Consider the following 12406-nt stretch of genomic DNA (forward strand, 5'->3'; position numbering starts at 1 on the left):
ATAAAATTATATAAAAAAATCTTACAACAAATAGTATAACATTACATATAATAAAGTTCTAAAACGATACATTTTTATTTATTAAGTATGTGAAGTATCCATTAATGTATATTTTTTATACAACTAAATTTGAAACTTTTAGCCAATATAAAAAAATTTGCCAAACGGAAAATTTTATTTAACTTCAAAAGAAACAGAGGCACTGCCCTCAAACATAATAAAATCAATATTTATCAATATTTTGCATAAACTAAAAAAAGAAAAATATATAGTTGGCACTTGCTTTGCTTAAAAACATTCCAGCAATATCGCTAACTACAACAAAAAGGGATCACGTCCACGATGAAAAAAAAATACAATGTTCGATCTCAGGTAACCCCCAAGATCGGCAAGACAATACTTAAATTAAGTACCCTTAGTTTAAGCATGATGTGTCTTACCATGGCACAAGCAGCAGAAACTGAACAAACAAGTAATGATGATAAACCAGCAAAAGTTGTGAAAGTTGCCGTTACAGGTTCTTCAATCAAAGGCGTTGCTGCTCAAAGTGCTTCACCAATTACTGTTGTAAAAGTTGATGAAATTTTAAAACAAGGGGTAACATCAACTGAAGAAGCCTTAGCCAAGATTAGTGCAAACCAATCAAACTTCGTAACTGCTAGCAATGTGGGCGCTAGTAAAACTGTGGGGTCAGCAGCAAACCTGAGAGCTTTGGGTGCTAACAAGACACTTATTTTGCTGAATGGTCGTAGATTAGCTGCTAATGCATACGATAGTGGGGTGACAAACTTAAATATTATTCCACTCGCCATGTTAGACCGTATTGAAGTTTTACGTGATGGTGCTTCTTCCATTTATGGAACAGATGCAATCGGTGGGGTTATCAACTTCATTACTAAAAAGCAGTTTACGGGTCTTAACCTAACCGCTGGATATCAAAAACCAGAAGAAAAAGGTGGAGATCAACAAGACTATAGCATTTTCGGCGGTTTTGGTGACTTAGAGGAAAATGGCTATAACGTTTTTGGAGTTGTCGATTACCGAAAAGGTGATGATGTCATGGCCCAAGATCGTAAAGTCAGTCGACGCGGAGGCATATTACCTGAATTAGGTGTAAATAAAACCAGTAGTGGTTCATTCCCTGCCAATGTTCCAGGTTTAGGCAATCCTTATGCATCTATAGGTTGTAGTGATAACCCTTTAGTCAGCAGTCCTGATGGCAAAACTTGTAGATATAACAGCCAAGCGGTTATTGGAATTGTTCCAAAAACAGAAGACATTTCTGTAATGGGCCGTGCGACTTTTAAACTCAACGATAATTTTAATGCAATTGCCGAATATTTATATGCAAGAAATGAGGTCACCACTTCAGTCGCACCAGACGTATTTTTTGATTTAAGTCTAGACCCTAACAGTAAATATTACCCAGGAAATGGGATAACCCCTGCTCTTGCTGGAGCATCGGGTCCTATCGATCTTTATTTACGTTCACAAGCTGGTAATCGTGTAAGTAATAGTATTAATCAATCACACCGGATATTTGCGGGTATTGAAGGTGAAACACATGGTTGGGATATCAATTCAGGGGTTACCTATGCACATAGCAGTGCCTCCGATGCAATCTTGAGTGGCTATTTAAACTATGACAAAACTCAAGAAGCTTTAAACAATGGCACCTTAAATCCATTCGGACCTCAGAACGCTGAAGATGCTGGTGTATGGGATCAACTCGGTGTTAAGGGCAAATATTTAAAAGCTAACCTAGACACAACCACAGTTGATTTCACAGCAAGTCGACCAATTTTCAAACTACCAGCAGGTGATGTTGGGTTCGCTGTTGGGGCAAGCTATCGTTATGAAGATTGGACTTCAAAGGTAGTTGCGGATGTTGCTCGACTAGCTCCTAGTACGGGTACTGATCCAGACGAACCAGAAAATAAGGGCGATCGTAATATCAAATCGGTATTTACCGAATTTCATATTCCACTGCACAAAACTTTAGAAGCTCAAATTGCTGCTCGATATGATGACTACAATGACTTTGGTGATACGTTCAATCCAAAATTTGCACTTCGTTGGGAGCCGATTAAACAGTTAATGTTCCGTACCACTTATAGTACAGGTTTCAGAGCTCCTACACTTTGGGAGGTTAATGGCCCGAACTCTGTCACAAATACTGGTGCAACATATGACGACCCAGCACTTTGTCCTGGAGGAGTTGTACAACCTGGTGGTAAACAAGAACGCGACTGTAATATGCAGTTCAAACGTCAAAACGGTGGGAATAAGAGTTTAAATCCAGAAGAATCTAAATCTTTTACAGCAGGTTTAGTATTTGAACCTGTTAAAAATTTAGCCTTCACTCTTGATTACTTCAATATAGAAGTAGATAAACAAATTGCCACACTATCCGAAGCAGCTATATTTGCAGATCCTGTGAAATATGGAGACAAATTTGTACGTAATGCTGACGGTTCACTAAATTATATTATTACTACACAACAAAATTTAGGTGGTATTAAAACATCTGGTTTTGATGTGGGCTTAAGTTGGGTTTCACCAATGACTGCCACAGGCCGATTTGGTTTCAATATTGATGGTACATATATCACTGACTACAAATATCAAGCAGAACCAGATGGTGACTGGAAAGGTGTTGCAGGGTCATATAGCGGCTTAGATTATCAATCGATTATTTTACGCTGGAAACATACTGCCAACCTGAACTGGAACTATGAGAACTGGGCTTTAAATCTACAACAGAACTTCTCACGCGGTTATCAAGATCAAAACGCGAATGATCAAAACCATAGAGTAAGTGACTATACAACCTACAATATTTCAGGGACCTACAAAGGCTTTAAAAACCTAGAGTTAACAGCAGGCATTAAAAATATATTTGATGAAGATCCACCTGCTTCTAACGTAATTGATAACTTCCAAATGGGATATGACCCACGTTACGCAGATCCTTTAGGACGTACTTACTTTGTACGAGGTACATATAAGTTCTAAATGGTTGTTCTGCAAATATAACCCTCAAAAAGTTAGTTTGCAGAACAAATACTCATTCTTAGCCAAACAGTCATTTTAAAAAATTGTTTGTCTACAGTTTCAGGAGTAACTATGGGCATGACTTTTACAGACATAGAAAATAAATCTGCCAAACGCCTTATTGGTATTGCCGCAGTACTTTTTCTGCATCTTCTTGTTGCCTATATTCTGATGTCAGGTTTAGCAAACAATATTCAAAAACCAGCAGAAAAACCTGTGGAATTACAAATTATTCAGGATATTAAACCGCCACCTCCACCAAAACCGGAGGAGCCAAAACCTAAGGAAAAACCACCAGAGCCACCCAAAATGGTCGAAAAGGTTGCCAAGGTTCCTGAGCCGCCTAAACAGGTTGAGAAAGTAGCGACGCCGGTACAAAAAACCACTCCAGTAGCTCAGCCAACTAAAGTTGCGACTCCTGCTCCAGCTGCACCTAGTACACCATCGCCAAGTCCAGTTGCAGCACCTGCTCCAGCGGCAGCCGCACCAGCACCTAAACCAACCGGCGTGACTCGTGGCGTTTCAGAAGGTTCCGCAGGTTGTGAAAAACCGGAATATCCACGTGAAGCACTGATGAATGAAGAACAAGGTACGGTGCGCATACGTGTTTTAGTTGATACTTCCGGCAAAGTGATTGATGCCAAAGTGAAAAAATCGAGTGGTAGCAAAACCTTAGATAAAGCGGCAACTAAAGCTTACAGCTTATGTACGTTCAAACCAGCAATGAAAGATGGCGTGCCTCAGCAGGACTGGTATGAAATTGAATATCCATTCGTAATTGAATAAACAATTGAATTAGTAAGAAATTAAAAATATTGGAGATAATATGATGAAAAAATCAACTCAACCACTCGTACGTTTCGCTTCTGCAAGTTTAATCACAGCATGCTCATTGCTCCCATTAAGTACAGTTTTTGCAGAAGAAACGAGCAATACTCCTGTTGCAACCGCAACTACAGAAGCAACTTCAAACGCAAATACACCAACTCCACCTCCAAAGCCTGCAAGCAGTGAAACTGTTAAAAACCCTTATGGTCTGGAAGCTCTTTGGCGTGAAGGTGATTTAGTTGCTAAATCTACCCTATTTATACTCGTACTGATGTCTATCGGTACGTGGTACATCATTGTCTCTAAATTCTTACAACAAGCAAAAGTAAAACGCCAAGGTAAAGAGGCAGAAAAAAGTTTTTGGGAGGCTACTTCTCTAGATAATGCTGCTGATGGTCTAGAACAAAGTAGTGCATATCGTTTTATTGCAGAAAAAGGTATTAACTCAACTAAGTCACACGGCGGTTCTTTACTAGAACGTATTGACTTCAATACTTGGGTGAGCATTTCAATACAACGTGCAATTGAAAAAGTACAAAACCATTTAGGTGGGGGTTTAGCCTTTTTAGCAACTGTAGGTTCTACGGCACCTTTCGTGGGCCTATTCGGAACAGTCTGGGGAATCTATCACGCGTTAACAGCTATCGGGATTTCAGGTCAGGCGTCTATTGATAAAGTTGCAGGACCTGTTGGTGAAGCTCTGATTATGACAGCTATTGGTCTTGCAGTCGCAGTACCGGCTGTACTTGGTTACAACTGGTTGACTCGTCGCAATAAAGCAGTAATGGAAAACGTCCGTTCGTTTGGTTCAGATTTACATGCAGTTTTATTAAGCGGTGAAATTAATACCAATAATTCAGTTAACCGCAGCATTAAATAATCAGGAGCAAACATTATGGGTATGAGTGTTGGTTCTGAAGATGATGACGAAATGATTGGAACAATTAACACGACGCCTCTAGTTGATGTCATGTTGGTTTTACTTATTATTTTTCTTATTACTATTCCGGTAGTTACTCATACAGTTCCGGTGAAACTGCCAGAAGAAAAAAATACGCCGTACGCAACTACACCTGAAAATATTCAACTTTCAGTAAATAAGAAAGGAGATATTTTCTGGAACGAAAGTTATGTACCTAATAAAGAAATATTGTTAGCAAAATTACAGGCTGTGGCACAAAAAAGACCGCAGCCGGAGGTACATATTCGAGGAGATCAGCTTACTCATTTTGAAGCGATAGATCAGGTCATTAGTACGACCAAACAAGCTGGTATTGGCAAAATTGCCTTTGTTACTACCCCTCCAGCCTCCCCGTAATTACTTTAAGGAGAATCTTATGGGTATGAATGTCGGTTCAAATAATGACGATGATGTAATGTTGGAAGTCAACATGACACCTCTTATTGATGTCATGTTGGTACTCATTATTATGTTTATTATTACCATACCTGCACCAAACAACGCGATTAATATTAATTTGCCAAATGGCACACCGCCACCAACAAATGAAAAGCCACCTGAAGTGATTGATGTAAGAATTGATGCAGCAGGCAAAGTATTTTGGAATAACCAAGAGGTTTCTGACCGCAAGGCTCTAGAGACATTATTTCAAGGTATTGTTGCCAAAAAAGATCAAGACCAGATCAAACTCAAACCAGACCAGATGGCTGAATATAAAAATGTAGCAATGGTTATGGCTACAGCACAGCGTTTAGGTGTCACTAAAATTGGAATTGTGAGCAGTAACTAATATTGCGTTTCAATCTATTTAACTCTATTAACTCCTGCGCTAACTTGAATCTTCAGTTAGCGTTTTTTTTTGAAGCGAAATATTCAAGTCTCAGCAATAGAATATACATTTGGTGCAACATAGTCCTTTTGAGATTCATCCAACGACAACTTTGCACATTGAATCCAATTCTCACGATTAAGATTTTTTAAGTTAATCAATATCAAAACCTTTTAACTATAAGTCTGTACTTTATAAGCATAAAATATACCGAAAATAAAAAAGCCTCCGTAGAGGCTTTTTTATAACAGGTTAAAATTAGTCACCTGTATAACCTTTTAACTTCAAACGAGCAGCGTGTAATAACGGTTCAGTATAACCTGAAGGCTGTTCACAACCTTTAAAGATAAGGTCAGAAGCTGCTTGGAAAGCAATATTTGTTTCAAAGTTAGCTGCCATTGGTTTATACAATGGGTCATTCGCATTTTGCTCATCAACAATTTTTGCCATGCGTTTAAGCACTTCTTCAACTTGTTCACGAGTCACAATACCGTGACGTAACCAGTTCGCAACGTGTTGAGAAGAAATACGTAATGTTGCACGGTCTTCCATTAAGCCCACGTTGTTAATATCAGGAACTTTCGAACAACCTACACCTAAGTCAACCCAACGAACAACGTAACCTAAGATACCTTGGCAGTTATTTTCAAGTTCATTGTTGATCTCTTCTGCTGACCAGTTTGTATCAGGTGCAAATGGAGGTGTTAATAGGTCATCTAATGACAACATTTCTTCAGCTTTTAACTGATCTTGACGCGCTTTTACATTTACTTGATGGTAATGCATCGCATGAAGTACTGCACCAGTTGGTGATGGAACCCAAGCACATGAAGCACCAGCATTTGGATGAGCAGCTTTAGTTGCCAACATATCTTTCATGCTATCTGGTTTTGGCCACATGCCTTTACCAATTTGAGCTTTACCTTGTAAACCACATTTCAAGCCAATTGCAACGTTACGATTTTCGTAAGCAGCAATCCATTTTTGTGTTTTAACCGCTTCTTTACGAACAACTGGTGCAGCTTCCATAGAAGTATGGATTTCATCACCTGTACGGTCCATGAAACCAGTGTTGATAAAGATAGTGCGGTCTTTAGCTGCAGCAATACAGTTTTTCAAGTTTACAGATGTACGGCGTTCTTCATCCATAATACCGATTTTTAAAGATTTCGCTGGTAAACCTAGGGCTTGCTCAGCGCGTTCAAATAATTCAACAGCAAAAGCAACTTCTTCTGGACCATGCATTTTTGGCTTAACAATATACATAGACCCTTTACGAGAGTTTTTATTTTCGTTCGTACTACGGATATCAGCAACTGATAACAATGGAGTTACCAATGCATCCATAATACCTTCAAAAATTTCTTCACCATCTACCAAAATCGCTGGGTTCGTCATTAAGTGACCTACATTACGAAGTAACATAAGTGAACGACCATGAAGTTTTGTGGTTCCACCAATTAAGTTTTTAATTTCGCGATCTTTGCTTAATGCACGGACAATTGTTTTACCATTCTTTTCGATAGATTCTTGAAGTGTACCCTTCATTAAACCTAACCAGTTACGGTAACCTTCAACCTTTTCTTCTGCATCTACAGCTGCAACAGAGTCTTCCAAATCTTGAATCGTTGTAACCGCAGCTTCAAGTGTTAAATCTTTAACACCTGCTAAATCAGTTTGACCAATTGGGCTATTTGCATCAATTTCAATAATGACATGCAAGCCATTACTTAAAAGTACAACCTCTGAAGGATTTGCTTCTTCACCATTGAAACCAACAAATTGAGCTTCATGAGCTAAACCTGTTTTTGAACCATCTTTTAAAGTTACAACAAGTTTATTTTGCTCAATTGCATATTTAGTTGCATCTGCGTGTGAGCCTTGTGCAAGCGGGAAAACTTCATTTAAGAAATTCTTAGCGAACTCAATCACTTTTGCACCGCGAACAGGGTTATATCCTTTTCCTTTTTCAGCACCGCCTTCTTCAGAAATTACATCGAAGCCGTAAAGTGCATCGTACAAAGAACCCCAACGTGCGTTTGCTGCATTTAAGCAATAACGTGCATTACGTACAGGTACTACTAACTGCGGCCCTGCTAATAATGCAATTTCTTCATCTACGTTTTCAGTAGTAATCTGAAAATCTTCAACTTCTGGTAGTAAATATCCAATATCAGTTAAAAACGCTTTATAAGCACCTAATTCAAATTTGTTATTACGGTGCCATTCATCAATTTTTGCTTGTAATTCATCACGCTTAGCCAATAACGCTTTATTTTTTGGGCTAAGATCGACAACAACTTGCTCAAAGTTCTTCCAGTAAGTTTCACTATCTAAACCAGAACCTGGTAAAGCTTCATTTTCGATAAAATCGTAAAGTTCTTTAGCAATCGCTAACTTGCCTTTTTGAATACGTGCAGTCATTGTCTTTCCTGAAGTTGCTACTTTTTATACCAAGAGAAACCTAGTATACCGATTTAAATTAAGCTGAATACTAATATCACATTCCTAAATAGTAAGCATTTTCCCTTGCAAAACTATTGACAAAGATAAATTTTTCTATATAGGAAAATATTAAAATTCTAACTAGGTTTCCCAACAATTTATTCAATATTGAAAGATACTGAAACTAGACTTTTTGTTAACATACAAAAAGTTTCACTATCTTATTTTTTCTAAAGCGTATTTAGTTATATCAAACTTTGCACAATGAAAAAGTATTATTTAGCTAAATTTATCTATTTTTGTTGTAAAAAAAGCGCCCTATTTAGAGCGCTCTTTTATATCTTATTTCTTAAGAAGTTTTATTAGCATCAATATGACGATGCTCAGAATGCAAATACTCATCTGATTGCATTTCTAACAAACGAGAACGAGTACGCTCAATTTCAAAAGCCAATTTCTCGCCTTGATAGATATCAATAATGCTGTCTTGAGAAGTTAAAAGTAACTTCACGCCACGATCATAAAATTCATCGACTAGATAAATAAAACGACGTGTACCTTCTGACAAGAAGTCAGTTAAGTGCGGAACATTACTCACTAGAACAGTATTATAGATATTGGCAATTTCAATAAAGTCTGCAGGACTACGCGGCTTTAAACAAAGTTCAGAGAACTCACACCATAAAACATCTTCTGTGTGACCTAGCGTTTCAACAACACGGTTATTGATCACAATCGGCTCATGAGAATTCGTTTGAGTATGAGTTAAAGCTGTATAACGCTCTGATATCCAGTTTTGAGCTTCATTGCCCAGTGGTGATTTAAACAATTGAGCCTGTTTTAAAACACGTAAACGATAATCCACACCTGCGTCTACATTTAAAACGACACAGTTCTTTTTAACCATTTCAATTGTAGGAATAAAACGATCACGATGAATCCCGTTTTTATACAAACCGTCTGGTGCAATGTTTGAAGTTGCAATGAGCGTCACACCGCGAACAAATAACTTCTGGAATAAATCACTCAAGATCATTGCATCTGTTACGTTTGAAACGAAGAACTCATCGAAACAAATAACAACAGCATCTTTATAGATTTGATCAGCCACGATATCGAGTGGATTACGTTGGCCAGAAAGTTTATTTAATTCTTTATGAACGTGTTGCATAAAGTGGTGGAAATGCATACGTGTTTTACGGCGAAACGGCACAGATTCGTAAAATTGATCCATAAGCCAAGTTTTGCCACGCCCTACACCGCCCCACATATATACACCCTTTGGTGAGGTTTGACGACGGAAACGACGGAAAGCTTTTTTAGAGGCCTTATAACGATTTAAAAGTTCTTTCCATACACGATCTAATTCTTGCACTGCCTGTGCTTGTGCTTCATCTGCCATGAATTGGCCTGAAGCCAATGCCTCAGCATAGCGCTCTGCTGGGGAAGAAGGGGTAAATGCAGTACTATGAGAAGATTTTAAATTTAACATATCATTTTATTTCAATTTTAACTGAAGAGAGTATAACGAACATTTTGTCCGACCACATTAGCTTTTAGCATCAAGAGTTATGCTCAGTAAAACTCCTTTCCATATTGCCGAGGGCTCTGCCCAAACCATCTTTTAAATGCATGATTAAAAGCTGCAGGTTCAGAATAGCCAAGCGATTCAGCAATAACCTCTATTGAATATTCTTTATATTCCATAAGTTTAAGCGCCTTATTCTTAATAATCTGTTCACGAATTTGTTTATAACTCGTATTAAGCTGCTGCAATTGATGCCTTAATGTCCTTTCAGGCATTTTTAAAGCAAAAGCGGTTTCCGCCATGCTCGGGATAATTCCTTGTTGTAGCTCTAGATAATCTTGCACATATTGAATAATGGGTGGTATTTGATGATCTTGCTCATTTAATCGTTTTATTTCTTTAATACATTTAGCTTCATAGATACGATGAGTAATGATATCTGCCGAAGGAATTTTTATTCCAAGCACATTCTTACTTAGGCTAAATGCTGCATGTGTAGAATTAAAATGCAGATCATCTCCATAATATGAGAAATATTGAGCAACGGTATCTGTATTATTTGGTTTGGGAAACGGTACATCTATCCGCATATGAGGCATGGTTAAGCCCATCATGGTATAAATATCCTGAATAAACTTATAGGTCCCCGAAATTTCACATTGGGCACGAAGCAAACCGATTTCTGTTTTTAAATCGACAGGTAAATAGTTCAAAATAATATGATTTTCAGTTTCTTGTAAGCTCAAAGTACCAAATAAATGAGTAAGTTTTTGATACTTTATGCCTTTTTCTAAGGCGGTTTGTATATCTTGACTTGTTACAAGTAGCATTAACAAAGGGCCATAACCTGCTAATGCATAGTGCTGACCAATGAATAATCCTTTTTCAGGATCAACATTTTCACTAATAATTTGTTGAATATCCCATTCTAAACTGTCATGAATTGTTGAACTGGGGTCCAAGGAATCTACTTTAATACCGATATCTGCCAAACGTGAGTCGACATCAATGCCCGCATTGCGCATTCCTTGAATTAAATAGATTAAACCAAGTGCCGATCGTTTCATTCTTCAATCAATTTCTCTAGACTGAAATGTTTTACTATAAAGAAGTAATAAAATTAATTGCCGAATCTATCAATTTTCACGTCGATACAATCATGTTTAAACTGATCAAAAAACGTTAGGCTTGCTTACAATCCTCTTTACAGCATATGCAGGGTTTACAATGCTCAGTGCAAAACAAAACGCTATTCAAAAAACTAAAATCGCAATTATTGGTGCTGGATTCGGTGGCCTTGCAATGGCTATTCGTCTATTACAGAATCAACAAACAGATTTTCTTATTTTAGAAAAATCTAATGACGTTGGTGGAACATGGCGAGAAAATCGATATCCGGGAGCTGCATGTGACGTCCAGTCACATATGTACTCTCTATCTTTTGCACCTAAAACGGACTGGTCAAAACGTTATGCGGAAGCACCGGAAATTTTTGATTATATTCAAGATATAACCAAAAAATATCAAATTAAAAACTACTGTAAATTTAATCATGAAGTTAATCATGTTCAGTATGATGAAACGCGCCATGTATGGACGTTAGATTTTACAAACCAACCTTCTCTCGAAGCACAATTTTTAGTATTTGCCTCTGGACCCTTACATATTCCACAAATCCCTCATATTCGTGGTATCGAAAAGTTTAAAGGTAAAGTCTTTCACTCATCACAATGGGAACATGACTATGACTTAAACGGAAAGTCAGTCGCATCTATTGGTACAGGTGGTAGCGCAATTCAATATATTCCTGAAATAGCCAAAGATGTTAAACAACTATATGTCTTTCAAAGAACAGCCGCATGGGTTATTCCACGAGATGAACGTAAATACTCCAGTTTGAGTAAAACTCTATTTAAAACATCTAATCTTTACAGAAAAATTCATCGCAGCCGCCTTTATTGGAGTAATGAATCACGTGTTGTTCCTATAGTTCAGCCGCAAATCATGAAATATGGGCAAAAATTAGCTGAGGCTTTCATACGTTTCCAAGTCAAAGATAAAGAATTAGCTAAGAAACTCACACCAGACTTTGTGATGGGTTGTAAACGCATTCTCATTTCAAATAAATACTTCCCGACATTTAACCGTAAAAATGTTGAATTAGTGACGGATGGTATTCAAGAAATTAAAGAGCACAGCATTATCACAAAAGATGGAAAAGAAAGACCTATTGATTGTCTGATTTATGGAACTGGCTTTATTACAGATCCACGCATTTACTTAAAACATTTTACTTGTGTTGGTCTTAATCAAATTGAATTAAAACAGGCTTGGAAAGATGGTGCAGAAAGTTATTATGGAATTATGACCAAGAATTTTCCTAACCTATTCCAACTCGTCGGACCAAATACTGTTTTAGGTCATAACTCAGTTATTTTTATGATCGAGTCACAAGTTAATTATATTTTACAACTGATTGAACTTGTCGATAAATCTGGTCAACATGCGATAGAAATTAAACCGGAAGTTCAAGATAGCTTCAATGAAAGAATACAGAAACAACTTCAAGGTACTGTATGGCAAGCAGGTGGCTGTAATAGTTGGTATCAGGCTGCCGATGGGAAGAACTTCTCTTTATGGCCAACTTATACTTGGAAATATTGGTTAGAAACCCGTAAAGTGAATCCCAAAGATTATTTGCTATTAAATAAATGCTCTAAGAGCTATGCAGCATAATATGTTCGATACATAATAGATGGGT

Annotated in this window: 9 protein-coding genes and 1 pseudogene; 6 read left to right on the plus strand and 4 right to left on the minus strand. The window is 37.5% G+C overall.

Annotated elements, in window-relative coordinates:
* The first annotated feature begins 342 nt into the window (after positions 1 to 342).
* The 5 genes from RMA95_RS13700 to RMA95_RS13720 all read left to right on the plus strand — a co-directional run bounded on the left by RMA95_RS13700 (position 343) and on the right by RMA95_RS13720 (position 5633).
* The gene (locus RMA95_RS13700) at positions 343 to 3015 is read left to right on the plus strand and encodes a TonB-dependent receptor (RefSeq protein ID WP_311071308.1); all 2673 of its coding nucleotides are present in this window, start codon (positions 343 to 345) and stop codon (positions 3013 to 3015) included.
* A gap of 111 nt (positions 3016 to 3126) precedes the next feature.
* Positions 3127 to 3840 (plus strand): TonB family protein, encoded by a 714-nt coding sequence (locus RMA95_RS13705; protein ID WP_311071310.1) that lies wholly within the window; start codon positions 3127 to 3129, stop codon positions 3838 to 3840.
* A gap of 40 nt (positions 3841 to 3880) precedes the next feature.
* Complete coding sequence (locus tag RMA95_RS13710) at positions 3881 to 4762, plus strand: MotA/TolQ/ExbB proton channel family protein (protein WP_311071312.1); 882 nt, start codon at positions 3881 to 3883, stop codon at positions 4760 to 4762.
* Positions 4763 to 4777: 15 nt separating this feature from the next.
* Positions 4778 to 5200, plus strand: a complete 423-nt coding sequence (locus tag RMA95_RS13715) for a biopolymer transporter ExbD (RefSeq protein ID WP_000525862.1) — start codon at positions 4778 to 4780, stop codon at positions 5198 to 5200.
* A 19-nt stretch (positions 5201 to 5219) separates the two neighbouring features.
* Complete coding sequence (locus RMA95_RS13720) at positions 5220 to 5633, plus strand: biopolymer transporter ExbD (RefSeq protein ID WP_311071315.1); 414 nt, start codon at positions 5220 to 5222, stop codon at positions 5631 to 5633.
* Positions 5634 to 5719: 86 nt separating this feature from the next.
* On the opposite strand, the pseudogene RMA95_RS13725 reads toward RMA95_RS13720, so the two are convergent.
* From RMA95_RS13725 to RMA95_RS13740, 4 genes and pseudogenes are all read right to left on the minus strand, one after another.
* Positions 5720 to 5833: pseudogene (locus RMA95_RS13725) on the minus strand (GNAT family N-acetyltransferase); the annotation flags it as partial.
* Between the two features lie 97 nt (positions 5834 to 5930).
* Positions 5931 to 8096, minus strand: coding sequence for a malate synthase G (locus RMA95_RS13730; RefSeq protein ID WP_311071317.1), 2166 nt, complete (start codon positions 8094 to 8096; stop codon positions 5931 to 5933).
* Positions 8097 to 8466: 370 nt separating this feature from the next.
* The gene (gene zapE / locus RMA95_RS13735) at positions 8467 to 9609 is read right to left on the minus strand and encodes a cell division protein ZapE (RefSeq protein ID WP_311071319.1); all 1143 of its coding nucleotides are present in this window, start codon (positions 9607 to 9609) and stop codon (positions 8467 to 8469) included.
* 83 nt (positions 9610 to 9692) lie between these two features.
* Positions 9693 to 10712 (minus strand): AraC family transcriptional regulator, encoded by a 1020-nt coding sequence (locus RMA95_RS13740; protein ID WP_263613601.1) that lies wholly within the window; start codon positions 10710 to 10712, stop codon positions 9693 to 9695.
* A 121-nt stretch (positions 10713 to 10833) separates the two neighbouring features.
* Between RMA95_RS13740 and RMA95_RS13745 the strand changes: the two genes are divergently transcribed.
* The gene (locus tag RMA95_RS13745) at positions 10834 to 12381 is read left to right on the plus strand and encodes an NAD(P)/FAD-dependent oxidoreductase (RefSeq protein WP_311071321.1); all 1548 of its coding nucleotides are present in this window, start codon (positions 10834 to 10836) and stop codon (positions 12379 to 12381) included.
* Positions 12382 to 12406: the final 25 nt, after the last annotated feature.

It is taken from the genome of Acinetobacter sp. V110_1, assembly GCF_031798975.1.
In the GTDB taxonomy this organism is placed as follows: Bacteria; Pseudomonadota; Gammaproteobacteria; order Pseudomonadales; family Moraxellaceae; genus Acinetobacter; species Acinetobacter nosocomialis_A.